This is a genomic window from Janthinobacterium sp. SUN211 (assembly GCF_030587315.1).
In the GTDB taxonomy this organism is placed as follows: domain Bacteria; phylum Pseudomonadota; class Gammaproteobacteria; order Burkholderiales; family Burkholderiaceae_D; genus Janthinobacterium; species Janthinobacterium kumbetense.
This window is the reverse complement of record NZ_JAPWIC010000007.1, coordinates 133145-158533: the sequence shown is the minus strand read 5'-3', so window position 1 is coordinate 158533 and position 25389 is coordinate 133145. Positions and strand designations below refer to the sequence as shown.

The following is a 25389-nucleotide window of genomic DNA, read 5'->3' as shown; positions in this document are numbered from 1 at the left end:
GGCCCGCGGCAAGGAAAACATCGTCAAAACGGCGTCGTGCGCTTGCACGGCGCCGTTTTTTTGTTTTCAGCGAGTTGAATCCGTTTGCGGCAAGGCCGCGTAAGTACTCCTGCAATCACGCAAATGCAGTCATCCAGGAGATACCATCATGCGCACCTTTATTCCCGCAGCACTGTTTGTCACCGCCTTTACTTCCCTGCTGGCCGCCAGCGCCCCGTTTGCCGCCGACATGACGACCATGGTGGGCGGCCAGAGCATGTATCCCAGCAAGGACATCGTCGACAACGCCGTCAATTCGGCCGACCACACGACCCTGGTGGCTGCCGTCAAGGCGGCCGGCCTGGTCGATACCTTGAAAGGCAAGGGCCCGTTCACCGTGTTCGCGCCGACGAATGCGGCCTTCGGCAAGCTGCCGGCAGGCACCGTCGACACCCTGGTGAAACTGGAAAACAAGGCGACCCTGACGAAAATCCTCACCTATCACGTGGTACCGGGCAAATACGACTTCAAGGCGCTGGCGAAGGAGATCAAGATGCATGATGGTAAGGCGACCCTTCCCACGGCCAGCGGGGGCAAGCTGATGTTCGCCATGAACGGCATGCACAACATCGTCGTGATGGACGAGGGCGGCAATAGCGCCAACATCAGCACCTATGATGTGTATCAATCGAATGGCGTGATCAATGTCATTGACACGGTCTTGATGCCGAAATAAGCGGACGAAAGAGAGTACGAAATAGCGGACGAAAAAAAAGACAGGGAAGCCCCTGTCTTTTTTGCCTGCATGGCGCCGATTACTTGGCTGGCGCTGCTGCTGGTGCGGAAGCTGCCGCTGCGGCCGGAGCTGCTGGCGTTGCCGGTGCTGCCTTCTTCGCCTTGTGATGCTTGGCTTTCTTGTGCGCGGCCGGTTTGACGGCGGCTGGCGCTTCAGCCTTGGCTGCTGGTGCGACGGCGGCGGCAGAAGCTGCTGGAGCGGCCGGTGCTGCAGGTGCGGCTGGCGTCTGGGCGAAAGCGGCGGTGGCGAACAGGCTGGCGATCAGGGTGGCGATAACTTTTTTCATGATGAAATCCTATAAGGTAATGGTGCGAATAAAAATCGGGTGCTGATGGACTGGATTACTTGCTTGCTGCAGGCGCTGCTTCAGCGGTGGCCGACGCCAGTTTGGCATCTGCCTTGGCCTTGGTTTTTTTCGCAGTGTGATGCGCCTTGGCCTTGGTGGTGGCAGCTTCCGTTTTTGCGCTGGCGACTTCCGTTTTCGCGGCGACGACAGCTTTCGCTTCCTTGGCGTCCGCTTTCACGACGGCTTGCGCTTCCTTGGCATCCGCTTTCACGACGGCCTTGGTGTGGGCTGCTTCCACTTTGGCGGGAACCGAGGCTGCGGGAGCTGCTGGCGTTTGGGCAAAGGCAGCAGTTGCGAACAGGCCGGCGATCAGGGTAGCAATTACTTTTTTCATGGTGCAGTCCTCAGTGGTGGTTTGTCTGGTATGTCTGTTGGTGCCGGGATGATTCCCGTGTCACTGAGCATAAAACGCACCCCCGGACGCTTGCGTTGACGGTCATTACAATCGCTTACATCTGCGTGGCATCCGCGGCCAAAATGGCTTTCAGGATGTCTTCCGAACGGCGCTGCCCGTAGCCCTTGCCGTAGGCGCTCGATGCGATGCTCACCACCATGCGGCGCGCCGGTATCACGTAGATCTTGTTGCCGCCATTGCCCGAGGCGAAATGCACGGCGATCTTTTTCCCGGCCACGTCCTGCGTCTTCGCGTACCAGAAATAGCCGTAGCTGTCGGCATAGCGGTCGACGGCGCCGATGGCCACGCGCGGCGCCAGCGCTGCCTTGAGCCAGGCGGCGTCGATCACTCTCTTGTCGTCAAATACGCCGTCGTCCAGCACCATCTGGCCGATTTTTGCCGTATCGCGCGCGCGCAGCGACAGGTTGCCCTGGCCTTTAGGGTGGCGTGCCACGTCGCGGCCCCAGCTCCAGCGCGTGATGCCCAGCGGCGCGAACAGCGCCTTGGCGGCGTAGTCTTCCAGGTCGGCGCCGCTGGCGTTTTCCACCACGCGCCCGGCAATGTACGAACCCAGCGAGTTGTAGCGGTAGATGCTGCCCGGCTTTGTTGCGGCCGGCACGCCGCGCACGAAGGCGGCGGGCTCGGGCGCTGCATCGAGCTTGTCTTCATTGCCGGGCGAGTGTTCGTCTTCATCGAAGGCGGCCAGGCCCGAACGCATGGTCAGCAAGTCGTCGAGGACGACCTTGCCCGCCGGGCTGGCAGCGACTTCGGGCCAGTAGCCGCCCACCGTTTTTGTTGTCGCCAGCTGGCCGCGCGCCACGGCCGCACCGACCAGCAGCGCGGTGATGCTCTTGCCGGCCGAGCGGATGTCGTGCAGGGTGTCGGCCGTCTCGCCGTTGTAATAGCGCTCGGCGACGATGGCCCCGTCGCGCAGCACGACGACGGCACGCAAGTCGCCATGGCTGTCGCCATCCTGGGCTTGCAGGACTTGATCGAGGGTGGCGGGGGCGTTGTCCTGCGCCAGGACAGGGCACGTCAGGAAGAGGGCGCTCAATAGTGAAAACGGCAGGCGGCGCATGGACAGCTTTCGTGGCGATGGTCGGATTGCCAGTGTCGCCCAATTGCGCCGTTTTGTCGTGTGCAAGCTGGCCTGTTCGATGAAGTTTGCGTGAAGGCGCGCCGCACGAGCGCCAAGCAAAAAGGACAGCCGAAGCTGTCCCTGGTACGCGAAGTGGCCACGCAAGCGCAGACCCGGCGGATGCGCTTGCGTGGCTACATTTGGCTTACTTTGCCGGTGTGGCAGCAACTGCGGCGTCCGCTTTTGCCGCATCCGCTTTTACCTTGGCTTTGCCGGCCTTGTGATGGGCCTTGGCCTTGGTGGCTTTGGCGTCGGCCTTGGCGCTGGCGACATCGGCTTTCGCATCGGCTGCGACGACCGCTTCCTTGGCGTCCGCTTTCACGACAGCCTTGGTTTCCTTGGCCTCTGCCTTGGCGACGGCTTTCGTGTGGGCCGCTTCCGCCTTGGCGGGAACCGACGCTGCCGGGGCGGCAGGGGTTTGGGCGAAGGCTGCGGTAGCGAACAGGCCGGCGATGAGGGTAGCGATAACTTTTTTCATTTTATTTTCCTGGCAAGTGGTAAGTGATGGTGTGTCGATGATTACTTGGCGGCTGCTGGCGCTGGTACAGATGCTGGCGCTGCAGCGGTGGCCGAAGCCAGTTTTGCGTCGGCCTTGGCCTTGGTTTTCTTGGCTTTGTGGTGCGCCTTGGCCTTGGTGGCAGTTGCTTCCGTTTTTGCGCTGGCCACTTCCGTTTTCGCGGCGACGACGGCTTTCGCTTCTTTTGCATCCGCTTTCACGACGGCTTGCGCTTCCTTGGCGTCGGCTTTGACGACAGCCTTGGTGTGCGCCGCTTCCACTTTGGCGGGGACCGACGCTGCCGGGGCGGCAGGGGTTTGGGCAAAGGCTGCGGTAGCGAACAGGCCGGCGATCAGGGTAACAATTGCTTTTTTCATGGTGCAGTCCTCTGTGGTGGTTTGTCTGGTATGTCTGTTGGTGCCGGGATGATTCCCGTGTCACTGAGCAGAAAACGCGCCCCGAAAGGTTATGGTTGACCTTGTTTACACTTTCTTACAATCAGGTGATTTAAGCGACGTTCATTGAGGAAGGCGGCATGAAAATGCAAAAAGACAGCCGAAGCTGTCTTTTTGTGTGGCGCTGAAAATGCGCGGAGGGACTTACTTGGCTGCTGCTGCGGTCGCTTCAGTCTTGGCTTCGTCAGCCTTGGCTTTGGCTTTTTTCGCTTTGTGATGGGCTTTTGCCTTGGTGGCGGCTGCGTCGGCCTTGGCGCTGGCGACATCGGCCTTGGCATCGGCGGCGACGACTGCTTCTTTCGCATCGGCTTTGACTACGGCTTTGGTTTCCTTGGCTTCTGCTTTTGCCACTTCCTTGGTGTGCTTGGCTTCGGCCTTGGCAGGCACGGCTGGCGTTTGAGCAAAGGCTGCGGTAGCGAACAAGCCGGCGATCAGAGTAGCGATTACTTTTTTCATGGTGCAGTTCCTCGAGAAGTGGGGTTGTAGTTCAGGAGATGCATTTCCCCTGTCACTGTGCCAAAAACGCGCCGCACGGCAATCGCGTTGACAACGATTTGATCTAATTACAAACACTTACATTTGCCGGGGCAGGTGCTCTGTTAGCTGGCGTACCGCGCCAGGTGCCGCGGCGGCCTAGACTCAAGGCCACGCGCCGTTCCGGGGACGGTGTCAAGCTCAAATGTGGGCTGCGCCAGGAATTCGTCACCGGCGGCGGCCCGATCGACAGGGAGAAGACGATGCAGAACACATCCACGCCGGACGGCGCCTTGCCGGCCAGTTTCAGGGTCAGCCATGCGGACCGGGTCATCGACAGGGACAGCGGCGCCAGGAAGATCGACCTGGTGCGCTACTACGCGCTGGTGGGCAGGCTGATGCTCGTGCACCTGCGCGGCCGGCCCGTGTCGCTCGTGCGCGCGCCGGCCGGCGTGGGCGGCGAGCTGTTCTTCCAGAAACATGCGGAGTCGTCGGCCATGCCCGGCGTCAAACAGCTCGATGCCCGGCTGGACCCCGGACACCCGCCCATGCTGGCAGTGGCCAGCCTGCAAGGCTTGCTGGCGGCGGCGCAGTGGAATGTGGTGGAATTCCACACGCAAAATGCGCTGGCCAGCGCCTACGACACGCCGAACCGCCTGGTGTTCGACCTGGACCCGGGCAAGGGCGTGGCCTGGCCCGCCATCCGGGAAGCGGCCGTGCTGCTGCGGGCCTTTTTGACGCAGCTGGGCTTGCCCGCGTTCCTGAAAACCAGCGGCGGCAAGGGCTTGCACGTGGTCGTGCCGATCCGCCCGCAACACGACTGGGAGACGGTGAAGGCGTTTTCGCAAGCCATCGTGGCGCACATGGCGCAGCACATCCCGGCGCGGTTTGTCGTCAAGAGCGGTCCCGCCAACCGGGTCGGCAAGATTTTCATCGATTACCTGCGCAATGGCCGGGGCGCCACCACCGTGTGCGCCTGGTCGGCCCGCACGCGTTCGGGACTGGGCATTTCCGTGCCGCTGGCCTGGGAGGAGCTCGACCAGCTGAAGGCGGGCGACCAATGGAACGTGGGCAATGTCCACAGCCGCCTCGACGTGGGCAACGCGCCGTGGAATGGCTATGCGCGCAGTGCGAAGGGACTCGATGCGGCGATGAAAAAGCTGGCCTTCAGTCCTCTTGCCTGAACGGCAGGACGGCGCGCGCCAGCTGCAGCGCTTCCTCGATGGCCGCGTTGAGCAGGGTGATTTCGACGGGCTTGGTCAGGTAGCGGAAAAACCCCGCGGCCAGGCCATGCCGGATATCGCCCTTCATGGCATTCGCCGTCAGGGCGATGACGGGGATGTGCGCCGTGCGCGTATCGTTGCGCAGGATGCGCTGCGCCTGGTTGCCATTCATGCCGGGCAGGTTGATATCCATCAAGATCACGTCGGGGCGGCGTTCCAGCGCCAGCGCGATGCCCTGGCGCGCGTCGGTGGCCGAAATCAAGCGCAGGTGGGGCAGGAAGCTGACGATGTCTTCCACCAGGCGCAGGCTGGCCGGATTGTCTTCCACGTACAGCAGCAGCGCCTGGCCGCCGGCATCGTCCCCGGCGTCGACGGCATCGCCGGCGGCTACGGGCAGGCATTCCGTTTCCGCCTGCCCGGCGGGCGGCGCAGCCATCGTATCGAGTTCGATCCAGAACACGCTGCCCACGCCGAGGCAGCTGTGCACGCCCATGTTGCCTCCCATCAGCTCGACCAGGCGCTTGGTGACGACCAGGCCGATGCCCGTGCCTTCCTCGCTGCCCGCCTCCTGTCCCAGGCGGTTAAACGGCTGGAACAGCTCGGCCATCTGCGCATCGTCCAGTCCCTTGCCCGTGTCGCGGATGGCGATGCGCACGCGCTGCGCCTCGGGCTGCGAGACTTCCAGCTCCACCTTGCCGGCCGGACGGTTGTACTTGATGGCGTTTGACAGCAGGTTCAGCAGCACTTGCTTGAGGCGCGTATGGTCGGCCCTGAGCGTCAGCGCCTCGCAGGCTGGAAACACCAGGTGAATCTGGCGCTGCTGCGCCTGCTCTTCCACCATCACGCGCACTTCCTCGATCAGCGCGGGCAGCGTCACCGCTTCCATCGACAGGCTCAGACTGCCCGATTCGATCTTCGCCAGGTCGAGGATTTCATTGATCAGGGTGAGCAGGTGGCGGCCCGAGGTGACGATGTTTTGCACGAAGGTGCGCTTTTGCAGCGCGGTCGCGGGCAGGGCTTCATTGGCCAACAGCTGGGCGAAACCGAGGATGGCGTTCAGCGGCGTGCGCAATTCATGCGACATGCTGGTGAGAAAGCGGTCCTTCGCCTGGCTGGCCCGTTCCAGCTCGATTTTCTGTTCGTTCAGCGTGCGCTCGATGCGCTTGCGTTCCGTGATGTCGCGGATGGCCGACGAAACCAGCATGCCTTCCTCCGTTTCCAGCGGCGACAGGCTGATTTCGACGGGAAACTCGGTGCCGTCGCGGCGCAAGCCGTACAGTTCCAGGCCCGCGCCCATGGAGCGGGCGCGCGGCGCCGTGGAAAAGGCCTGGCGGTGGCGCGGATGGTCGGTCGCGTAGCGGGCCGGGATCAGCACTTCCACATTGCGCCCGAGCAACTCCGCGCGCGAGTAGCCGAACAGGCGTTCCGTTTGCGAGTTGACGAGCACGATCTCGCCATCGCCGTTGACGATGACGATGGCGTCCGGCGCCGATTCGAGCAAGCCGCGGAACTTTTGCTCGGCCCGGCGGCGGTCGCTGACATCGCGGATGGCGCTGATGACGAAGGTGCCGATCTCCGTCTGGATGGGCGACAGGCTGATTTCCACGGGGAATTCGACGTTGTCTTTGCGCAAGCCCAGCAATTCCAGGTCGGCGCCCATGGTGCGCGTGCGCGGCTGGTCGAAATAGCGCGCGCGGTGCCCCACGTGGGCATGGCGCAGGCGCTGCGGCAGCAGGCTATCGATTTGCCTGCCGCTCAATTCGCCTTCTTCATAGCCGAACAGATGCTGCGCCTGCTGGTTGGCCAGCACGATGGCGCCCGTCGCATTGACCATGATGACGCTGTCCGGCGTCGATTCGAACAGCACGCGGTAGCGCACGTCGACGAACTGGGCGTCGCGCGCCGCCTTCAGCAAGGTCGTGTCCTTCATGGTGGAAATCAGGTAGCGGGGGCCGTCCGGCGCGGTTTGCACGGCTTGGCAAGCCACGTCGACGTAGATGAGTTCGCCATCCTTGCGCCGCCGCAGCGATTCGCGGTCGTAGCTGCCGTGCAGGGCCAGCTGTTCGGCGATCAGCGGGCCTGCCTCGGCCTGTCCCGGCAGCGAGATCAGTTCCCACAGCGTGCGGCCCAGCGCTTCGTCGCTGGCATAGCCGAAAATGCGCTGCGCCCCCGCCGTCCAGCGCACGACGACATGGTCTTCGCTTGTGATGACAACGCCGCCAGGGGCGCCGCTGAGGATAAGCTGATCTAACTCGGCATCCATTTTTTCCGCACGCATGACAGGGCTTGCCGGGTGGCAGGCTGTGTGCATAACGTAGCGAGAAGCTTGACCAAAGTCAATGCATTTATCTTCCTGGCGATGCTGCCGCAGCGGGTGCGTGGTTCAGGCCGTCTTGCGCAAGTTCCCGCGCGCCATCGCTCAATCCCCTGCGCTGCCGGTGACGGGCAGGACGATGCCGCTGATATAGCTGGAACAGGCGGGCGAGGCCAGGAAGACGTAGGCGGGCGACAGTTCCTCGGGCTGGGCCGGGCGGCGCATGTCCGTGTCCGCGCCGAATTGCCGGATGTCCTCGGGCGACTTGTCGGCCGGGTTGAGCGGCGTCCACACGGGGCCGGGCGCGATGGCGTTGACGCGGATGCCCTTGTCCAGCAAGTTGCCGGCCAGCGCCATGGTAAACGCATGGATGGCGCCCTTGGTGGTGGAATAATCGAGCAAGTGCTTCGAGCCATGCAAGCCCGTCACGGAGCCCGTGTTGATGATGGACGCGCCGCGCTGCAAGTGGGGCAGCACGGCCTTGGCCATGTGAAAGTAGCCGTAGACATTGGTTTTCATGGTGAGGTCGAAGCGTTCCTCGCTCAGCTCCAGCAGCGATTCGGCGTGTTCCTGAAAGGCGGCGTTGTTGACCAGCACGTCGATATGGCTGAACTTGTCCAATACCTGGCTGACGGCTTGCTGGCAAAAGCCCTGGTCGCGCACGTCGCCGGCAATCAACAGGCAGCTCTGGCCTTCCGCTTCCACGTAGCGCTTGGTTTCGTGGGCGTCCGCGTGTTCGTTCAGGTAAATGATGGCGACGTCGGCCCCTTCGCGCGCATACAACACGGCCACGGCGCGGCCGATGCCAGAATCGCCGCCCGTGACGATGGCCACCATGCCGGCCAGCTTGCCGCTGCCGCAGTAGTCGGGCGCCAGGAAACGGGGTTGCAGCTGCATCTGCCCTTCGACGCCCGGCTTGTCCAGGTGCTGGGCGGGCAGGGGAGGCGCCGGCTGGCTGCGGCTCCCCGTCTGCACGGGGGATTTGCTATCCCGTTTGTCTGCCTTGGCGGCATCGCGGCCGTCTTGTTCCTGCTGGATGCTGCGCTGCAAATTGCCGGCGGACTGGTCCTTGTTCTCGTTCATGCTGGCCTCCCTGGAAACGACTATCCAGTATCGGCGCGGCACCCGCATCGAACGGTGCGCTTGCTAACAGAGTGGCGCAAACGGGTGCAAAGTTATATGATGGTTGACATAAATGTGGGAGGGCAGCATGAAAGTGAGCAGGGAGCAGGCGGCGCTGAATCGCGAGCGCATCGTGGAGGTGGCGGCAAGGTTGTTCCGCGAAAAGGGCTATGACGGCATCGGCGTGGCCGACCTGATGAAGAACGCGGGCCTCACGCATGGCGGCTTCTATGGCCATTTCGCGTCCAAGGAAGACTTGATGATCGAGGCGTGCCAGCATGCCTTGAATAAGTCGCTGGAAGGCTGGCGGGCCAAGGTCGCCAGCGACCCGCAGCGGGCGCTGCCGGCGATTATCGACAACTACCTCACCCCGAAACACCGCGACCAGCCCGGCGGCGGCTGCCCGGCGGCAGCCATGGGCGTCGACGTGGCGCGCATGTCGCCCGGCGCGCGTCCCGCGTTTACCCAGGCCACGCAGCAGCAGTTCGCCTTGCTGCAGGGCTTGCTGCCCGACGGCGCGCCGGATTGCACGCAGGAGCGGCGACGCCAGCAGGCCATCGCCACGTTTGCCGCCATGGTGGGCGCTATGGTGCTGGCCCGTTCCGTCGATGACGCGTCCCTGTCGGGGGAAATCCTCGATGCCGTGAAGGCGCAATTGCTGCAAGACTGATCCCGTGCCCCCTGTCAGCCGGCCTCGTCGCATGATAGGCTTCGGTTTTCAGATTTCGGGATCATTCATGCTGCTCTGGCTCAGGCAATACCGGCGTCCTCTGTTGGCCGGAGACATCACCGCCGGTATCGTGGTCGCCATGATGATGGTGCCGCAAGGCATGGCTTACGCGCTGGTGGCCGGCTTGCCGCCCGTGGTGGGCATCTACGCCAGCATCCTGCCGCCCGTGCTGTACGCCCTGTTCGGCAGCAGCATGACGCAATCGGTGGGCCCCATGGCCATCGTTTCCCTGATGACGGCCGCCGCCCTGGCGCCGCTGGCCGACCCCGGCTCTTCCCTGTATATCGTGCTGGCCGCCCAGCTGGCCTTCATCAGCGGCCTCGTCCTGCTGCTGTGCGGCGTGCTGCGCCTGGGCTTCATGGCCAGTTTCTTGTCGCGCCCCGTGATCAGCGGTTTCAGCAATGGCGCCGCGATATTGATCATCTGGGGGCAGATCACGCCGCTCCTGGGCGCTACCTGGCCCCATTGGCACACGCCGAGCCTCGTGCTTGGGCTGTCCGGCCTGCTGTTCCTGTGGCTGGCCAAGCGATACGCGTCGCGCCTGCTGAGGCGCTGCGGCCTGAACCCGGTGGCGGCCGACGTGGGCGCGCGCCTGGCGCCGATGGCGCTGGTGCTGGCCGGCATCGCGCTCGTCGCCTATGGCGGCCTGGAAGCGATGGGCGTGCAGACGACGGGCCACGTGCCCAGCGGCTTGCCGGGCCTGAACCTGGCCACCTCCGGCGCCCATTGGCGCACTTTGCTGTCGCCAGCGCTGCTGATCGCCTTCATCATCTTCCTGATGAGCATGTCCGCCGCCCAGACCCTGGCGCAAAAACGGGGCGAAAAACTGCATACCAACCGTGAACTGCTGGGCCTGGGCGCGGCCAACGTGGCCAGCGCGCTGTCGGGCGGTTTCCCCGTTACGGGGTCGATTTCGCGCTCGGCCGTCAATTTCCAGGCGGGCGCGAACACGCCGCTGGCCAGCATCATCACGGCCGGCTTGCTGGCGCTGGCGCTGGTGGCGCCCACGGGCTGGCTGGCCCTGCTGCCGCTGCCCGTACTGGCGGCCACCATCATCTTTGCCGTGTCCAGCCTGCTGGACTGGGATACCTTGAAACTGTCGTGGCGCTACGACCGCAGCGATGCGCTGGCCCTGCTGGCGACCACGGCCGGCGTGCTGGTGCTGGGCGTGGAAGCGGGCGTGGTGATTGGCGTGCTGTTGTCGATGGGCACCCTGATCTGGCGCGCCAGCCGCCCGCACATCGCCGTGCTGGGGCGTATCCCGAACAGCGAGCACTTCCGCAACGTGGAGCGCTATGAAGCGCAAACCTTGCCGGACGTCTTGCTGCTGCGAATCGATGCGGGCTTGTTCTTCGGCAATGTCGAGGCCGTGACGGAGAGGGTGGAAGACGAATTGCGCGGCCACCCGACGGCGCGCCACCTGGTGCTGGTGTTGTCAGCCGTCAACCAGATCGACAGCACGGCCTTGCTGGGCTTGATCGAACTCAACAGCGCGCTGGCCAAGCGCGGCATCAGCCTGAACCTGGCCGAAGTGAAGGGCCCTGTGATGGATCGCTTGCGCCAGAGCAGCTTATTGAAAGACCTGAGCGGTAAGCTGTACCTGAGCACGGCGCTGGCGACAAACGATTTGAGCGGGAAAAAGAGTGGAGAACCGGCATGACGATGGAATTGAATCTGCATGGCGAACCGCGCGCCGTTGACACCATCGCTGCGCTGGAACAGGCGCTGCAGGAGGCGCGAACTCTGGCCCAGTGCGAACTGTGGCTGACCCTGGCCACGGATGCGGAACAGGGCCCGGCCCTGTGCATGCTGCGCAATGGCGGCAACGCCTGGCTGATGTATCTGTCGGGGCAAGACGATCTCAGTTACCACTCGCTGGGCGACGAGGAGGCGGACGGCGGCTGCAGCTACCTGTTGGCCAATGGCCAGGTGGACGAGTATCCGGAAGCGTGGTGCGTGGAGGTGGAGGAATGCCAACGGGCGTTTGTTGCTTTCTTCAAGAAAGGCGGGGCGCGGCCGGCCGCCATCGCGTGGGAGGCGGATTGAGATGCCGCAAACCATCATCGCCGACATCGACAAGGACTTGCTGGCCGCGCTGGACGCCAGGGCAGAGTTATTGACGCTGCACGCCATCCTGCTGCGCTACAAGGCAAGCGGCGTGATGGCCGCGCAAGTGGCCGCCTTGCTGCAGGAACTGCGCCCGTCTATGGAGGACGGCGCTCAGGAAGGGCCGCTGGAAGACGTGATACTGGACGCCCTCGACATGGTGACGGGCTGGTGCACGCCGCAGTTGCGGGTATGGGGCGAGCCAGGAGACGAGCATGCATCCTGACAAGTTCAAGCAGGTGGCGGGGCTGCCGTCCGCCGAACGCCATGCCTATTTTGTGCGCAAGGTGGCCGATACGCAAGAAGTGTGGGGCTTGCACCATGACGGCTGGGCCACGGCGCAGCTTGACGGCAAGATCGCCATCCCATTCTGGCCGGAAGCGGCATTCGCGCAAGCGTGCGCCAGCGGCGACTGGGTGGATTTTCAGCCGCGTGCCATCGGGCTCGATGATTTTCTGGCTAAATGGCTGCCCGGCATGGCGGAGAATAAGCAGCTGGCTTTCGTGTTTCCCGTGCCGCAAGGCCGCGCCAGCATCGCGGCGCCTGCCGATTTGCTGAGCGATGTGCAACATGAATCAGAGCAATATGAATGAGGGCAAGGAACGCCTGGACGCCTGGTACGACGGCTCGGCCATCTGCCTGATCGCCGTCGGCGCGCAAGGCGACCCGCTGGACCTGGGCGGCGACGAGGTGCGCGCCCTGATCGCGAAACTGCAGCAATGCCTGGCCGAGTCCGAAGCCGGCCAGGACTGAAGGCTCAGGCGGCCGCCAGCGCCTTTTCCATCGCCACGCTGGCCAGGCTGATGCCGCTGGGGTGCGCATACGCTTCCTCGCGCAAGGAAATAAACCCTGCGGCCCGGTAAAACGGCACGGCATTGAGCGATGCGGACAGGTGCAGACGCGCAATGCCGTGTCCGCGCGCCAATTGCTCCAGCGCCGCCAGCAGCCGCTTGCCGATGCCGAGTCCCGCGCGCGCCGGATCGACGAACACGGCCTCCACTTCCTGCTTGTCCGCATCGAGCATGGCGTAGCCGGCAATGGCTTCTCCCTGCATCGCCACGACGCCACCACCCGCGGCCAGCATGGCGGCATACGCCCGCGGCACAGGTGTAGCCGTCCACGCAGTAATTTGCTCCGGCGCATAATGCGTGGCGCAACTGACGCGCACGGCCACCGCGCGCAGGGCCCACAGGGCGCCGATGTCGGAATCAAGGGCGGGGCGCAGGGTGATGGTCATGGACGCTTTCCGGGCAAAAGGCCATGCTAGCGCAATGGCTGGCAGCACGCCAGCAAGAGTTCATGCCGCGCTCAGCCAGCAGATGACCGGCGGCGCCTGGGTCATATAGAAAGACATGGCAATCGCCAAAAGATTGCCCTAAGGAATAGACTTGCCCCTGCAGTTGACGTTATCATGTTTTTGTAAGTGTCGGTGGCTGAGCAGTCAGCGCATAGTTGAAACATGGTGACAGGCGGGGGTGAGCATGGGCATGGCGAAGGATGCGTGAGGTGCCTGGCGGCGGGCTGGGCAGGGCAGCGGTGCGCCGCTGTGGCTGCGCATTGCTGCTGGTATGCTGTGTTGCCGCGGCCCCTGCCGCCGTGCCGGCCGCGACGCCGGCCTCGGCGGCGCCGCACCAGGGGCAGCGCGTGCTGTTCCTCAACGCTTACGATTACGGCCGCGCCGGCGTGGAATCGTACACGCGCACCTATGTGGCCGCCATGGCCGCCGCGGGCCTGGCCAGTGAAGACATCATGGTCGAGCACCTGAACCTGAATACCCAGGGCGACCCGGCGCTGCGCAATGAGATGCGTGATTTGTTGCTTTTAAGATACACCAAGATGATGGGCCGCAAGGCCGACCTGATCATCGCCATGCAGCAGCCGGCGCTCGATTTGTTGCTGTCGGACCTGGCGCCGCTGGCGCGCGGCGTGCCCGTGCTGGCGATTAACACTTCGGGCAAGGCCTTGCCGGCCGGCAGCCCGTCTTCCATCTGGCAGCAAAAGGCGAACGTCGATTTTGCCGGCACGCTGGCGCAAGCCATGGCGCTGTTCCCGGAGACCAAAACCATCGTCATGGCCGTCGGCGCCAGCGAGGCCGACCAGGCCCTGAAGCGCAACATGCAGCAGGCGGCGCAGGCGTGGCAGGGCAAGGTGGCCATGCGCTACCTCGATGACCTGACCCTGGAACAGATGCGCGCGGCCGTGGCGCGCTTGCCCGCCGATACGCTGCTGGTGGCGGGCAATGTCAACCGCGACGTGGACGGCAACATCGCCACGCCGGTGCAGTTTGCGGCCCAGCTGGCGCGGCTGGCCAATGTGCCCGCCTTTGGCATGTATAACGCGACGGTCGGCAAGGGCATCCTGGGCGGCTCCATCCTGCACATCGAGCGGGCCGCGCAGCAGGTGGCGCAGATGTCGCTGGCCGTGTTGGCCGGCAAGGCGCCTGCCGCGCCGGGCGCCCTGCTGCCGCCGGCGCACCCGGTGCCCATGTATGACTGGGAACAGCTGCAGCGCTGGGATGCGGATATCAGCCGGCTGCCGCCGCACACCCTGTTCTTCAACCGCCCGCCGCAGCTGTGGCACGAGCACCGCGTCGCCGTGCTGTCGGCCGGCGCCGTATTTCTCGCCATGGCGTGCATGCTGAGCGCCTTGCTGCTGCAGCGCCGCCGCCTGCGCCGCGCCGAGAGCGATGCGCGCGAAAGCGAGCAGCGCTTCCGCATCCTCGTCGAGCATGCGCCCGAAGCCATCGTCGTGTATGACCTGGACCTGGACCGCTTCATCGACGCCAACAGCAGCGCGCAGCGCATGCTGGGGATGTCGCGCGAAGCGCTGCTGGCGCGCGGGCCGTTCGACCTGTACACGGGCGAGCAGCCCGATGGCCTGCCGCTGGGACTGATGATGGAAGAGCATCTGCGCCGCGCCATGCTGGGCGAACCCATCCTGGTCGAGCGCAATGTGCGGCGCGCCGACGGCAGCATCTTTCCCTGCGAAGTGCGGCTGGTGCGCTTGCCGATGGAAGGGCGGCGCCTGGTGCGCAGCGGCATCGTCGACATTTCCGAGCGCAAGCACAGCGAGCAGGAATTGCTCGGCTACCGCGACCACCTGGAAGAGCTGGTGCAGCAGCGCACGGCGGCACTGTCGGTGGCCGTCACCGAGGCCGAATCGGCGAACCGCGCGAAAAGCGTCTTCCTGGCCAACATGAGCCACGAATTGCGCACGCCCTTGAATTCCGTGATCGGCTTTTCGCAGATGATGGCCGATTCGAGCAGCATGTTCGAGGAAGAAAAGCATAACCTGGCCATCATCAACCGCGCCGGCCATCATTTGTTGACCTTGATCAACGATATCCTCGAATTGTCGAAGATCGAGGCGGGCCGCATGCAGCTGCAAGCGGGGCCCGTGGACTTGAACGGCTTGCTCGACGAGGTGCTTGAGATGGTGCGCATGCGCTCCGGCGACCAGGGCATCGCGCTGCGGCTGGAGCGTTCCGGCGTGCCGCCGCTGGTGCGCCTCGACGGCGCCAAGCTGCGCCAGGTGCTGCTCAATTTGCTGTCGAACGCGCTCAAGTTCATCGAGCAGGGCAGCGTGACCCTGTCGCTGGCCTGCCAGGCAGACAAGGATGGGCAGGTGGCGCTGGCGTTTGCCGTGCGCGATACGGGCAGCGGCATCGCGCAAGAGGACCTGGAACGCATCTTCGAACCGTTCGTGCAGGCCGACAGCGCCGTGGCGCAGGCCGGCACGGGACTGGGGTTGACCATTTCACGCGAATTCGTGCGCCTGATGGGCGGCGAGCTGCGCGTCGAATCGACCTTGGGGGCCGGCTCCGTGTTCCACTTCGACTTGCGCGCCCCCTGCGTGCAGTGCCCTGCCGCCGCGCCGGCGGCGCCGGGCCGCGTGGCGCGCCTGCCGGCGGGCCAGCGCGGGCGCACGGTGCTGCTGGTCGACGATGACGACAACTGCCGCAAGCTGCTGGCCGGCTTGCTGGCGCCGCTGGGCTTCCAGCTGCAGGAGGCGGCGGGCGGCGTGCAGGCGCAAGCCATGCTGGCGGCGCAGCGCTACGACATGGTGCTCAGCGACTGGCGCATGCCGGACATGGATGGCCTGGCGCTGACGCGCTGGCTGCGCGCGCAGCCGGCGCTGGTGCAGCCGCGCCTGGTGATCATGACCGCCTCCGCCTTCGAGGAAGAAAAGCAGGAGGCGCTGGCCGCCGGCGCCGACGGCTTCCTGCGCAAGCCGATCGAGCAGGAACACCTGTTCGCCATGCTGGAGCAGCAACTGGGCGTGCGCTTCCAGCGCACCGCCGCCGCGCCGCCGCGCGTGCCGGCGGCCGCCTTCGACCTGCAGCAGGCGCTGGGCCAATTGGGCGCGGCCGAACGGCAGGCGCTGCTCGAATCCGTGCGGGCCCTCGACTTGCGGCGCAGCGCCATCGTGCTGGCCGGCGTGGCGACCAGCCTGCCGCAGCTGGCCGCGCACATCGCCGCCATGCTGGAACAGCATCAGTACCAGCCGCTGTGCGCCTTGCTGGCGCAGCTGGCCAGCGAACCGCAGGGCGAAGACGCATGACGGTTCACGCATCCAAGGGCGCGCGCCTGGGCGGCGTCTCCATCGTGCTGGCCGTCAGCGTGGCGCTGACCTTTGTCGTCACTGCGCTGCTGCTGGTGTTTGCCGTGCTGTTTTACCAGTCCGAACGCGAGCAGCGCTGGCAGCAGCTGCACCGCAGCCTGGCCCTGAGCGCGGACCAGCTGGCCGTGGCCATCGAACTGCCCTTGTGGAATCTCGATGAAAAGCAGATGCAGGCCATCATGCGCAGCACGCTGGGCAAGCGCGACCTGGTGGCCAGCTCCCTGACGCCGGGCATCGGCAAGGAAGCGCTGGTCCTGCGCCGCACGGCGGCCGGCGCCATCGGCAGTTTTGCCTCGCTGTCCGCGGAACCCGGCTGGCTGGTGCAGCGGCGCCCCGTGACGATCGGCGGGCAAGTCATCGGCAACGTGGCCGTGTATGCGACGCCGGCCCTGCTGCACGCGCAGCTGCGGCAACGCGCGCTGGGCATCGGCGCCATGATCGTGGCGCTCGACGTGATCCTGGTGGCCAGCATCTGGCTGCTCATGTGGTGTCTGATGCTCAAGCCCCTGAAGGCGATCGGCCAGTATGCGGCCGGTGTTCAGGCAGGGCAGAGCGAAGCGGCCGGCACGCCGCCGAAAGCGTGGTTCCTGGGCGAGCTGCGCACGCTGTACCGTTCCATCCGCGACATGGTGGCGCTGCTCGACAGCCGCTACCGCGCCTTGCAGCGCAGCGAGGAGCGCGTGCAGATGGCCACCGGCGCGGCCAGCATCGGCATCTGGGACTGGAACGTCATCAACGATGCCTTGCAGTGGGATGAGCAGATGTATGCGCAGTTCAAGGCCGATGCGGACAGCGCGATGGCGCCGGCGGCGATCTGGCGCGCGGCGCTGATGCCGGACGACGTGCCGGCCGCCAAGGAGGCCCTGCGCGCCGCGCTGGGCGCCGGCCAGGCCTTCACGCACGAGTACCGTATCCTGTGGCCCGATGGCGCCATCCGCTACATCAAGGCCGATGCCGTGATCTTCCGCGACGGGCAGGGGCGGCCCATGCGCCTGGTGGGTTCGAACTACGACATCACGGCGCACCGCGAGGCCGAACTGGAATTGCTGCGCCACCGCCATCACCTGGAAGAACTGGTGGCCGAGCGCACGAGCGCCCTGTCGGTGGCCGTCAGCCAGGCGCAGGCGGCGAACCGCGCCAAGAGCACCTTCCTGGCGAACATGAGCCACGAACTGCGCACGCCCTTGAATTCCGTGATCGGCTTTTCGCGCCTGATGGCCGCCTCGCCGAACATGCAGGACGATGAAAAGCGCAACCTGGCCATCATCCACCGCTCCGGCAATCATTTATTGACGTTGATCAATGAAATCCTCGAACTGTCGAAGGGCGAGGCGGGGCGCCTGCACGCGCAGACGGCCGTGGTGGCGCTGGCGCCCCTGCTGCAGGAAGTGATGGACATGCTGGGCATGCGCGCCGAGCAGCAGGGGCTGGCCTTGCGCCTCGATTGCGCCGACGTGCCGGCGGCCGTGCTGCTCGACGCGACGCGTTTGCGCCAGGTGCTGCTGAACCTGATGTCGAACGCCGTCAAGTTTGCCGGCGGCGGCGAGGTCGCCTTGCGCGTGCGCGGCGAGCGGCGCGATGATGCCACGTGGCGCCTGTCGTTCGCCGTCAGCGACACGGGCATCGGCATCGCCCCGGAAGACCAGCAGCGCATCTTCGAGCCTTTCGTGCAGGCCGACAGCGCGGGACCGAAGGATGGCACGGGCCTGGGCCTGGCCATCTCGCGCGAATTCGTGCAATTGATGAAAGGCGAACTGACGGTGGAATCCATGCCGGGGCAGGGCGCCACCTTCCGTTTCAGCATACCCGCGCAGGCGGCCGAGGCACCCGTGGCGGCGGCCGTGCCGCTGCCCGAGGCGCCGGCGCCCGAGGCGCCGCCGGCATTGCGGGCGCAAGACTTGCTGCTGCTGGCCGGGGAAGAGCGCGCCGCCTTGCTGGTGGCGCTGCGCGAATTGAACCTGGCCAGGGTGGCCCTGCTGCTAGGCGCCTTGCCGCCGGCGGCCGCGCCCGTGCTGGCGCCGCTGCAGGCGATGCTTGACCAGCATCAATACCGGCAGCTGTGCGACTTGCTGGAGAATGAGGGCGCGCTGGCGCACGCTTGAAAAGTGTGGGCTGACAACATCGGATTCGCTGAAAAGACGGACTAAGTGCCGCCGATGGATGGTGCTAAATTGCAATAAAGATTATGATGATAGTACGTAGTTCATCGCAAAGAAATGTCTTGTCCAGCGCGGCAACGGACCGCCGCGCCTCATCCAAAGCTGAGAGAACTGCTACATGCACCGCGATTTTTCGGAAGTGAATTCGAAGGGCGAAGTACTGATCGTTGAAGATACGCCGGCTTCGCTGAAGCTGTTGAGCGATTTGCTGGGCGGCGCCGGCTATGCGGTGCGCCAGGCGCCGAACGGCGAACTGGCCCTGTGGACGGCCCAGGCGCGCCCGCCCGAGCTGATACTGCTCGACGTGCGCATGCCCGGCCTCGACGGCTTTGAAGTGTGCCGCCGCCTGAAGGAGATACCGTCGCTGCGCCAGGTGCCGGTGATCTTCCTGTCGGCCCAGTACGACACGGACGACAAGGTGCGCGGCTTCGCGCTGGGTGCCGTCGATTTCATCGCCAAACCCTTCCAGGCCGAGGAAATCCTGGCCCGCACGGACGCCCACGTGCGCCTGGCGCGGGCGCAGCTGCAGCTGGCGCAGGAGCGCGCCAACCTGGAACGGCGCGTGGCCGAACGCACGGCCGAACTGGAGCAGGTGGCCAGCACCTTGGCGCGCGAAGTGCAGATCCGCCGCGCCAATGAAGAATTGCTGCGCCTGTCCGGCCAGGTCTTCGAAGCGACGCAGGACGCCATCCTGATCACCGATCCGGCCGGCGTCATCGTCACGGCCAATCCCGCCTTTACGCGCATCACCGGCTACGCGGCGCAGGAAGTGGTGGGCACGGACATTTTGCGCCTGCACGCCGAATACACGGGCGAGGCGGTGCTGCTGGCCCTGCGCCAGGGCTTGCGCAGCAGCGGCTGCTGGTCGGGCGAGGTGCAGACGCGGCGCAGGAGCGGCGACACCTATCCCTGCCTGCTCAGCGTCTCCACCGTGCACGGCCCCGACGGCGCCGTCGTCAACTACATCGGCGTCTTCCTCGACATCAGCGAGCGCAAGGCGGAGCAGCATCTGATCGATTTCCTCTCCTACCACGACGCGTTGACGGGCTTGCCGAACCGCGTTCTGCTGCGCGAGCGCTTCGAACAGGCGCGCGCGAACGCCCTGCGCGACGGCCAGCAGGTGGTGCTGATGTGCCTGGACCTGGACCGCTTCAAGAACATCAACGATTCGCACGGCCAGGCCGTGGGCGACAAGGCGCTGCAAGTGGTGGCGCGTTTCCTGTCCGGCTGCGTGCGCGAAGGCGACACGGTGGTGCGCCAGGGCGGCGACGAATTCCAGATCCTGCTGCAGGACGATGCCCTGCTGGGGCGCACGCTTGCGCTGGCGCAAACCATCCTGGCCGGCTTGCGCGAGGAACTCAGCGTCGATGGCGAGCGCCTGGCGCTGACGACCAGTATCGGCATCGCCATGTGCCCGGCCGATGGCGACAGCCTCGACGACGTGCTGCGCCACGCCGACACGGCCCTCGTGCGCGCCAAGGAAATGGGGCGCGACCATTACGCCTTCTTCACGGAGCGCATGGGCAGCGACATCCGCGCCCGCCTGGCGATGCAGCAGCAGCTGCGCGGCGCCATCGGCCGCGATGAATTCGAAGTGCACTACCAGCCGCAGATGTGCTTGCGCACGGGCGCCTTGCTGGGCGCGGAAGCCTTGCTGCGCTGGGATAACCCGGTGCTGGGCAAGGTGCCGCCGGGCCTCTTCATCGCGCTGGCCGAGGAATATGGCTCGATCACGGCCATCGGCGAATGGGTGCTCGAAAGCGTCTGCGCGCAAATCCGCACCTGGCACGACGCGGGCCTGGGCAGCATCAAGGTGGCCGTCAACCTGTCCGGCAAGCAGTTCGCGCAAGACCGCACGGTGCCGTTCGTCGAGGCGGCCTTGCGCAAATACGCCATCGCGCCCGCCTGCCTGGGCATCGAAATCACGGAAAGCACGGTGATGGGCGATCCGGACAAGGCGGTGGCGGCCCTGACGCGCCTGAAGGATATCGGCGTGGGCATTTCGCTCGACGACTTCGGCACCGGCTATTCCAGCCTGGGCTACCTGAAACGCTTCCCCATCGACGTGCTGAAGATCGACAAATCGTTTGTCGACGACGTGACCACCAGCAGCAGCGATGCGGCCATCGCCCGTTCCGTCATCTCGCTGGCGCACAACCTGGACATGCGCGTCATCGCCGAAGGCGTGGAAACGCGCGCACAGGTGGATTTTTTGACGGAGCACGGCTGCGACGAAATGCAGGGCTATTATTTCAGCCGCCCCCTGGCCGCGGAAGCCTTCACGGCGCTGCTGCGCGAACGGCGTGTGCTGACGGTGGCGTCGGCAGCCGTGTCGGCATAAGCACACCCCGCGCCGCGCCTGCATTGTAATTGCACTGATATGGTGCGGGCGCCGCAATGCGGTGCATGATTCTCACGTTTCTTCCCTTTGACGCTGGCATGCATCCTGCTTTGTAGATCGTTATTTACACGATTGCAGTGCATGCCAGATAGCCCACATTTCGCAACGCCTACTGCCGCCAGCGCGCACAGCGCCTGGCAGGCGCATTTGCGCCTGGGCTTTGCGCTGCACGATGGCGTCAGCCGCCTCGTCGAGCGCACGCACAGCGGCCCCCTGCGCGTGCAAAAGCCCCTGTATCCGGAAGGCGATGCCGTCTGCCACGCCATCATCATCCATCCGCCCGGCGGCGTGGTGGGCGGCGACCAGCTGGCCGTCGACGCCACGGTGGGCGAGGGCGCGCACGCCTTGCTCACGTCGCCGGGCGCCGCCAAGTGGTACCGCGCGAACGGCCATGTCTCGGGCCAGCACCTCGTGCTGCGCGCCGGCAGCGGCGCCGCCATCGAGTGGCTGCCGCAGGAAAGCATCTTCTTTGACCAGGCTTGCGTGCGCCTGCGCCACGAGGTGGAACTGGCGCCGGACGCCCGCTACATCGGCTGCGACATCGTTTGCCTGGGCCGCAGCGCCTCGGGCGAAATGTTCAACACGGGCAGCATCAGCCAGCAGGTGCAGATACGCCGCGGCGGCAAGCTGCTGTGGTGGGAGCAGGGCGTGCTGGCCGCCGGCGGCGCCCTGATGGTCAGCCCGCTGGGACTGGGGGGCCACACGGTGTGCGCCACCCTGATCGCCGTCGGCATGCCCGTTTCTCCCGCCGTGCTGGCGGCCGTGCGCGAGATCGCCGTGCCGGCCGGCGCCGCGTTTGGCGCCACACACATGAAAGCGCTGGTGGTGGTGCGCCTGCTGTGCGGCGACAGCGAGGCGGCGCGCCGCATCATGCTGGCCGCCTGGCAGCTGCTGCGTCCCGCCATGCTGGGACGCGACGCCGTCGTGCCCCGCATCTGGAACACTTAATCAGGAAAGAAGCGCAAGGAAAACCATGGACCTGACTCCCCGCGAAAAAGACAAGCTGCTCATTTTTACGGCCGCGCTGCTGGCCGAACGGCGCCTGGCGCGCGGCTTGAAGCTCAATTATCCGGAAGCGGTGGCCCTGATCAGCGCCGCCATCATGGAAGGGGCGCGCGATGGCAAGTCGGTGGCGCAGCTGATGTCGGACGGCACAAAAATTCTGTCGCGCGCCGACGTCATGGACGGCATCGCCGAGATGATCCCCGATATCCAGGTGGAAGCGACCTTCCCCGACGGCAGCAAGCTGGTGACCGTGCACCACCCGATACCGTAGTTTTGATTGCATGGCAGGGCGCCATCCGCGCCGTGCCTGTGTGGTGCCGGCGATCCGCCGGCCAGCGTAGAGCGCTTTGACGAAGGAAAATATTATGACCCCAGGCGAATACAAATTGGAAGAAGGCGAAATCAGCCTCAATGCGGGCCGCGCCACGGCTACCGTGGTGGTGGCCAACCGGGGCGACCGGCCGATCCAGGTGGGCTCGCATTTCCACTTTTTCGAAGTCAACCCGGCGCTGGCCTTCGAGCGCTGGCGCGCCTATGGCATGCGCCTCAATATCACGGCCGGCACGGCCGTGCGCTTCGAACCGGGCCAGCAGCGCACGGTGGAGCTGGTGGCGCTGGCGGGCGAGCGCAAGGTCTACGGCTTCAATGGGGCAGTGATGGGTGAACTGCAAGACACTCCACCGGGAAAGGATTGAGATGGCCAGCATTCCCCGCAGCGCGTATGCCGAAATGTTCGGCCCCACCAAGGGCGACCGCATCCGCCTGGCCGACACGGAACTGTTCATCGAGATCGAGCATGACTATGCGATCTACGGCGAAGAAGTGAAATTCGGCGGCGGCAAGGTGATCCGCGACGGCATGGGCCAGTCGCAGCGCTGCGCGGCCGAGGTAATGGACACCGTCATCACGAATGCCGTCATCCTCGACCACTGGGGCATCGTTAAAGCCGATATCGGCTTGAAAAACGGCCTGATTTTCGGCATCGGCAAGGCGGGCAACCCGGACATCCAGCCCGGCGTCACCCTCCCCATCGGCGGCGCGACGGAAATCATCGCCGGCGAAGGCATGATCGTCACGGCCGGCGGCGTCGACACGCACATCCACTTCATCTGCCCGCAGCAGATCGAGGAAGCGCTGATGAGCGGCGTGACCACCATGCTGGGCGGCGGCACGGGACCGGCCGTGGGCACGGCCGCCACCACCTGCACGCCGGGGCCGTGGCATTTGCACGCCATGCTGGCCGCCAGCGACGCCTTCCCGATGAACCTGGGCTTCATGGGAAAAGGGAATGTCAGCTTGCCGCTGCCCCTGGAAGAGCAGGTGCGCGCGGGCGCCATCGGCTTGAAACTGCACGAAGACTGGGGCAGCACGCCGGCCGCCATCGATAATTGCCTGTCGGTGGCCGACCGCATGGATATCCAGGTGGCGCTGCACAGCGATACCCTCAACGAGGGCGGCTTCCTGGAACACACCTTGGCGGCCTTCAAGGACCGCACCATCCACACGTTTCACACGGAAGGGGCGGGCGGCGGCCATGCGCCCGACATCATCGCCGCCGTCGGGCAAGCCAACGTGCTGCCCTCGTCGACCAACCCCACGCGCCCGTTCACCGTCAACACGCTCGACGAGCACTTGGACATGCTGATGGTGTGCCATCACCTGGATCCGGCCATCGCCGAAGACGTGGCGTTCGCCGAGTCGCGCATCCGCCGCGAAACCATCGCCGCCGAAGACATCCTGCACGATATCGGCGCCATTTCCATGATGTCGTCCGACTCGCAAGCCATGGGGCGGGTCGGCGAAGTGATCATGCGCACCTGGCAGACGGCGCACAAGATGAAGGTGCAGCGGGGCGCGCTGGCGCCCGACACGGCGCGCAGCGACAATTTCCGCGCCAAGCGCTATATCGCCAAGTACACGATCAATCCGGCCATCACGCATGGCATTTCGCACGTGGTGGGCTCGCTCGAGGCGGGCAAGATCGCCGACATCGTGCTGTGGAAGCCGGCCTTCTTCGGCGTCAAGCCATCGATGATTTTAAAAGGCGGCATGATCGCGGCCGCGCAGATGGGCGACCCGAACGCCTCGATTCCCACGCCCCAGCCCGTGCACTACCGCATGATGTTCGGCGCCTTCGGCGGCGGCCTGAAAAAGTCGTTTACGTTTGTCTCGCAGGCGGCCTACGAGCTCGATATCGGCCATCAGCTCAAACTGAATAAATCCGTCATCGCCGTGAAGAACATGCGCGGCTTGCGCAAGGCCGACATGGTCCACAACAGCGCCACGCCGCACATGGAAGTGGACCCGGAAACCTACGCCGTGCGCGCCGACGGCCAGCTGCTCGTGTGCGAGGCGGCATCCGTGCTGCCGATGGCGCAGCGTTATTTTCTATTTTAGGCGGGAGACAAGCATGCTCACTTTGCATACCAAACTGACGGCAGACGACCATCGCGCCGCCGTCGCCCAACTGGTGCTGCCCTACGACCAGCGCGAAAAATGCCGGCTGCGCGCCGTGCTGTCGAATGGCGAGGATGTCGCCGTGTTCACCGTGCGCGGCACGGTGCTGCGCGACGGCGAACGCATGACGGGGCCGGAAGGAACGGTGGTGCAGATCGTCGCCGCGCGCGAACCGACCTATCTGGTGCAGTGTGCGGATGCGCATACCTTGCTGCGCTGCGCCTTCCACCTTGGGAACCGCCACACGCAGGCGCAGGTGGGCGACGGCTTTTTGCGCATCCGCAAGGACGTGGTGCTCAAGGAGATGCTGGAAGGCTTGCAAGCGACTGTGACGGAAGAAAGCGCGCCGTTCGAGCCGGAGGCGGGCGCGTATGGCGGCGGCCATGGCCACCACGACGGCCACGGCCAGCATTTGCTGGCACCCGTGCCGCTGCGGCAAAAGATCCACCGCCCCGGTGATACGCCGGGCGCGCCAGGCGCCGCATGATGCAGGCATCGGCCCTGCTGCATTTGCTGCAGTTCGCCAGCCCGGCCTTGCCGATCGGCGCCTACAGCTATTCGCAGGGGCTGGAAGCGGCGCTGGAGTCAAACCTGGTGACGGATGCGGTCACGGCGCGCGAATGGATCGCCCGGCATCTGGCGCAGGTGGTGGCGCGCTGGGAGGCGCCCCTGTGCTGGCGCTTGATGCAAGCCTTCGAAGCGCAGGATCTGCACGCCGTGCAGCGCTGGAGCGAGCGTTTCATCGCTTCGCGCGACACGGCGGAATTTCGCGCCGAAACCATCCAGATGGGATATTCGCTGACCAAATTGCTGGCCGAGCTGGGCGTGGCCGACGGCGTGCTGATCGACATGCTGCAGGGCCAGCCGGAGGCGGCCCTGCCCACGGCGTATGCGTGCGCCGTGGCGGCGCTGGCCATTCCGCGCGAGCAAGCGCTGCTGGCCATGCTGTTCGCGTGGGCGGAAAACCAGGTGCTTGTCTGCGTGAAATCCGTGCCGCTGGGGCAGGTGGCGGGCCAGCGGCTGCTGCTGTCGCTGCGGCCGGACCTGGAAGCGGCGGCCTTCACGGCGCAAACCTTGCAAGACGACGAGATGGGCAACTGGGCGCCTGGCCTGTCGCTGCTGTCGATGCGGCACGAAGTGCAGTACAGCCGACTGTACCGCTCCTGAACACTAC

General features: G+C 65.3%; 25 protein-coding genes and 1 pseudogene. 17 read left to right on the top strand and 9 right to left on the bottom strand.

Going from position 1 to position 25389, the window contains the following annotated elements; genetic code table 11:
• Positions 1-148: 148 nt before the first annotated feature.
• Positions 149-715 (top strand): fasciclin domain-containing protein, encoded by a 567-nt coding sequence (locus O3301_RS22545; RefSeq protein ID WP_369812229.1) that lies wholly within the window; start codon positions 149-151, stop codon positions 713-715.
• Between the two features lie 79 nt (positions 716-794).
• On the opposite strand, the gene O3301_RS22540 is transcribed toward O3301_RS22545, so the two are convergent.
• The 6 genes from O3301_RS22540 to O3301_RS22515 all read right to left on the bottom strand — a co-directional run bounded on the left by O3301_RS22540 (position 795) and on the right by O3301_RS22515 (position 4060).
• Entirely contained in the window at positions 795-1061 is a 267-nt protein-coding gene (locus tag O3301_RS22540) for a hypothetical protein (RefSeq protein WP_152257397.1), read from the bottom strand.
• A gap of 55 nt (positions 1062-1116) precedes the next feature.
• Complete coding sequence (locus O3301_RS22535; RefSeq protein WP_099667380.1) at positions 1117-1455, bottom strand: hypothetical protein; 339 nt, start codon at positions 1453-1455, stop codon at positions 1117-1119.
• Positions 1456-1570: 115 nt separating this feature from the next.
• The gene (locus tag O3301_RS22530; RefSeq protein WP_305057546.1) at positions 1571-2593 is read right to left on the bottom strand and encodes a serine hydrolase; all 1023 of its coding nucleotides are present in this window, start codon (positions 2591-2593) and stop codon (positions 1571-1573) included.
• Between the two features lie 205 nt (positions 2594-2798).
• Positions 2799-3131 carry a hypothetical protein gene (locus O3301_RS22525; RefSeq protein ID WP_289904483.1) on the bottom strand — a complete coding sequence of 111 codons (333 nt, stop codon included), beginning with the start codon at positions 3129-3131 and terminating at the stop codon, positions 2799-2801.
• Positions 3132-3172: 41 nt separating this feature from the next.
• Entirely contained in the window at positions 3173-3526 is a 354-nt protein-coding gene (locus O3301_RS22520; protein WP_289897372.1) for a hypothetical protein, read from the bottom strand.
• A gap of 222 nt (positions 3527-3748) precedes the next feature.
• A complete protein-coding gene (locus tag O3301_RS22515) occupies positions 3749-4060 on the bottom strand; it encodes a hypothetical protein (protein ID WP_099667384.1) in 312 nt (103 codons plus the stop codon).
• Between the two features lie 293 nt (positions 4061-4353).
• On the opposite strand from O3301_RS22515, the pseudogene ligD reads away from it, so the two are divergent.
• Positions 4354-5262: pseudogene (ligD, locus tag O3301_RS22510) on the top strand (non-homologous end-joining DNA ligase); the annotation flags it as partial.
• On the opposite strand, the gene O3301_RS22505 reads toward ligD, so the two are convergent.
• A complete protein-coding gene (locus O3301_RS22505; protein ID WP_305057545.1) occupies positions 5246-7579 on the bottom strand; it encodes a PAS domain S-box protein in 2334 nt (777 codons plus the stop codon). The pseudogene ligD and the gene O3301_RS22505 sit on opposite strands and share 17 nt — an antisense overlap.
• Positions 7580-7720: 141 nt before the next feature.
• Entirely contained in the window at positions 7721-8698 is a 978-nt protein-coding gene (locus O3301_RS22500) for an SDR family oxidoreductase (RefSeq protein WP_305057544.1), read from the bottom strand.
• A 127-nt stretch (positions 8699-8825) separates the two neighbouring features.
• Between O3301_RS22500 and O3301_RS22495 the strand changes: the two genes are divergently transcribed.
• From O3301_RS22495 to O3301_RS22470, 6 genes are all read left to right on the top strand, one after another.
• Positions 8826-9407, top strand: a complete 582-nt coding sequence (locus O3301_RS22495) for a TetR/AcrR family transcriptional regulator (protein WP_305057543.1) — start codon at positions 8826-8828, stop codon at positions 9405-9407.
• Between the two features lie 67 nt (positions 9408-9474).
• A complete protein-coding gene (locus O3301_RS22490) occupies positions 9475-11127 on the top strand; it encodes a SulP family inorganic anion transporter (RefSeq protein ID WP_305057542.1) in 1653 nt (550 codons plus the stop codon).
• On the top strand, positions 11124-11513 hold the full coding sequence (locus O3301_RS22485; protein ID WP_305057541.1) for an Imm1 family immunity protein: 390 nt from the start codon (positions 11124-11126) through the stop codon (positions 11511-11513). Before O3301_RS22490 ends, O3301_RS22485 begins: the two co-directional genes overlap by 4 nt.
• 1 nt (position 11514) lies before the next feature.
• Positions 11515-11799, top strand: coding sequence for a hypothetical protein (locus tag O3301_RS22480; protein ID WP_305057540.1), 285 nt, complete (start codon positions 11515-11517; stop codon positions 11797-11799).
• A complete protein-coding gene (locus O3301_RS22475) occupies positions 11789-12166 on the top strand; it encodes a DUF2750 domain-containing protein (RefSeq protein WP_305057539.1) in 378 nt (125 codons plus the stop codon). The genes O3301_RS22480 and O3301_RS22475 overlap by 11 nt, the downstream gene beginning before the upstream one ends.
• Complete coding sequence (locus O3301_RS22470; protein ID WP_305057538.1) at positions 12144-12326, top strand: hypothetical protein; 183 nt, start codon at positions 12144-12146, stop codon at positions 12324-12326. Before O3301_RS22475 ends, O3301_RS22470 begins: the two co-directional genes overlap by 23 nt.
• Positions 12327-12330: 4 nt before the next feature.
• Here O3301_RS22470 and O3301_RS22465 read toward each other — a convergent pair whose 3' ends face one another.
• On the bottom strand, positions 12331-12810 hold the full coding sequence (locus O3301_RS22465) for a GNAT family N-acetyltransferase (RefSeq protein ID WP_305057537.1): 480 nt from the start codon (positions 12808-12810) through the stop codon (positions 12331-12333).
• A 260-nt stretch (positions 12811-13070) separates the two neighbouring features.
• Between O3301_RS22465 and O3301_RS22460 the strand changes: the two genes are divergently transcribed.
• The 9 genes from O3301_RS22460 (at position 13071) to O3301_RS22420 (ending at position 25382) form a co-directional block, all read left to right on the top strand.
• Positions 13071-16133: a PAS domain-containing hybrid sensor histidine kinase/response regulator gene (locus O3301_RS22460; protein ID WP_305057536.1), complete on the top strand. Its 3063-nt coding sequence runs from the start codon at positions 13071-13073 to the stop codon at positions 16131-16133.
• Positions 16130-18295, top strand: a complete 2166-nt coding sequence (locus O3301_RS22455) for a HAMP domain-containing sensor histidine kinase (protein ID WP_305057535.1) — start codon at positions 16130-16132, stop codon at positions 18293-18295. Before O3301_RS22460 ends, O3301_RS22455 begins: the two co-directional genes overlap by 4 nt.
• Positions 18296-18470: 175 nt before the next feature.
• Positions 18471-20693: an EAL domain-containing protein gene (locus O3301_RS22450; protein ID WP_305057534.1), complete on the top strand. Its 2223-nt coding sequence runs from the start codon at positions 18471-18473 to the stop codon at positions 20691-20693.
• 141 nt (positions 20694-20834) lie between these two features.
• Positions 20835-21701, top strand: a complete 867-nt coding sequence (locus O3301_RS22445) for an urease accessory protein UreD (RefSeq protein WP_305057533.1) — start codon at positions 20835-20837, stop codon at positions 21699-21701.
• A gap of 25 nt (positions 21702-21726) precedes the next feature.
• A complete protein-coding gene (locus tag O3301_RS22440; RefSeq protein WP_034751936.1) occupies positions 21727-22029 on the top strand; it encodes an urease subunit gamma in 303 nt (100 codons plus the stop codon).
• A gap of 94 nt (positions 22030-22123) precedes the next feature.
• A complete protein-coding gene (locus O3301_RS22435) occupies positions 22124-22453 on the top strand; it encodes an urease subunit beta (RefSeq protein ID WP_251348197.1) in 330 nt (109 codons plus the stop codon).
• A 1-nt stretch (position 22454) separates the two neighbouring features.
• The gene (gene ureC, locus O3301_RS22430) at positions 22455-24155 is read left to right on the top strand and encodes an urease subunit alpha (protein ID WP_305057532.1); all 1701 of its coding nucleotides are present in this window, start codon (positions 22455-22457) and stop codon (positions 24153-24155) included.
• Between the two features lie 13 nt (positions 24156-24168).
• Positions 24169-24702 carry an urease accessory protein UreE gene (gene ureE, locus O3301_RS22425; RefSeq protein WP_289904505.1) on the top strand — a complete coding sequence of 178 codons (534 nt, stop codon included), beginning with the start codon at positions 24169-24171 and terminating at the stop codon, positions 24700-24702.
• Entirely contained in the window at positions 24702-25382 is a 681-nt protein-coding gene (locus O3301_RS22420; RefSeq protein ID WP_305057607.1) for an urease accessory protein UreF, read from the top strand. The genes ureE and O3301_RS22420 overlap by 1 nt, the downstream gene beginning before the upstream one ends.
• Positions 25383-25389 lie beyond the last annotated feature (7 nt).

Coding starts and splice junctions, on each gene's coding strand:
- O3301_RS22460 (WP_305057536.1), top strand. CDS start 13,071: ATGCGTGAGGTGCCTGGCGGCGGGCTGGGCAGGGCAGCGGTGCGCCGC.
- O3301_RS22480 (WP_305057540.1), top strand. CDS start 11,515: ATGCCGCAAACCATCATCGCCGACATCGACAAGGACTTGCTGGCCGCG.
- O3301_RS22465 (WP_305057537.1), bottom strand. CDS start 12,810: ATGACCATCACCCTGCGCCCCGCCCTTGATTCCGACATCGGCGCCCTG.
- O3301_RS22535 (WP_099667380.1), bottom strand. CDS start 1,455: ATGAAAAAAGTAATTGCTACCCTGATCGCCGGCCTGTTCGCAACTGCT.
- O3301_RS22520 (WP_289897372.1), bottom strand. CDS start 3,526: ATGAAAAAAGCAATTGTTACCCTGATCGCCGGCCTGTTCGCTACCGCA.
- O3301_RS22545 (WP_369812229.1), top strand. CDS start 149: ATGCGCACCTTTATTCCCGCAGCACTGTTTGTCACCGCCTTTACTTCC.
- O3301_RS22420 (WP_305057607.1), top strand. CDS start 24,702: ATGCAGGCATCGGCCCTGCTGCATTTGCTGCAGTTCGCCAGCCCGGCC.
- O3301_RS22475 (WP_305057539.1), top strand. CDS start 11,789: ATGCATCCTGACAAGTTCAAGCAGGTGGCGGGGCTGCCGTCCGCCGAA.
- O3301_RS22435 (WP_251348197.1), top strand. CDS start 22,124: ATGACCCCAGGCGAATACAAATTGGAAGAAGGCGAAATCAGCCTCAAT.
- O3301_RS22530 (WP_305057546.1), bottom strand. CDS start 2,593: ATGCGCCGCCTGCCGTTTTCACTATTGAGCGCCCTCTTCCTGACGTGC.
- O3301_RS22505 (WP_305057545.1), bottom strand. CDS start 7,579: ATGCGTGCGGAAAAAATGGATGCCGAGTTAGATCAGCTTATCCTCAGC.
- ureC (WP_305057532.1), top strand. CDS start 22,455: ATGGCCAGCATTCCCCGCAGCGCGTATGCCGAAATGTTCGGCCCCACC.
- O3301_RS22515 (WP_099667384.1), bottom strand. CDS start 4,060: ATGAAAAAAGTAATCGCTACTCTGATCGCCGGCTTGTTCGCTACCGCA.
- O3301_RS22500 (WP_305057544.1), bottom strand. CDS start 8,698: ATGAACGAGAACAAGGACCAGTCCGCCGGCAATTTGCAGCGCAGCATC.
- O3301_RS22525 (WP_289904483.1), bottom strand. CDS start 3,131: ATGAAAAAAGTTATCGCTACCCTCATCGCCGGCCTGTTCGCTACCGCA.
- O3301_RS22470 (WP_305057538.1), top strand. CDS start 12,144: ATGAATCAGAGCAATATGAATGAGGGCAAGGAACGCCTGGACGCCTGG.
- O3301_RS22450 (WP_305057534.1), top strand. CDS start 18,471: ATGCACCGCGATTTTTCGGAAGTGAATTCGAAGGGCGAAGTACTGATC.
- O3301_RS22455 (WP_305057535.1), top strand. CDS start 16,130: ATGACGGTTCACGCATCCAAGGGCGCGCGCCTGGGCGGCGTCTCCATC.
- ureE (WP_289904505.1), top strand. CDS start 24,169: ATGCTCACTTTGCATACCAAACTGACGGCAGACGACCATCGCGCCGCC.
- O3301_RS22490 (WP_305057542.1), top strand. CDS start 9,475: ATGCTGCTCTGGCTCAGGCAATACCGGCGTCCTCTGTTGGCCGGAGAC.
- O3301_RS22485 (WP_305057541.1), top strand. CDS start 11,124: ATGACGATGGAATTGAATCTGCATGGCGAACCGCGCGCCGTTGACACC.
- O3301_RS22540 (WP_152257397.1), bottom strand. CDS start 1,061: ATGAAAAAAGTTATCGCCACCCTGATCGCCAGCCTGTTCGCCACCGCC.
- O3301_RS22440 (WP_034751936.1), top strand. CDS start 21,727: ATGGACCTGACTCCCCGCGAAAAAGACAAGCTGCTCATTTTTACGGCC.
- O3301_RS22495 (WP_305057543.1), top strand. CDS start 8,826: ATGAAAGTGAGCAGGGAGCAGGCGGCGCTGAATCGCGAGCGCATCGTG.
- O3301_RS22445 (WP_305057533.1), top strand. CDS start 20,835: ATGCCAGATAGCCCACATTTCGCAACGCCTACTGCCGCCAGCGCGCAC.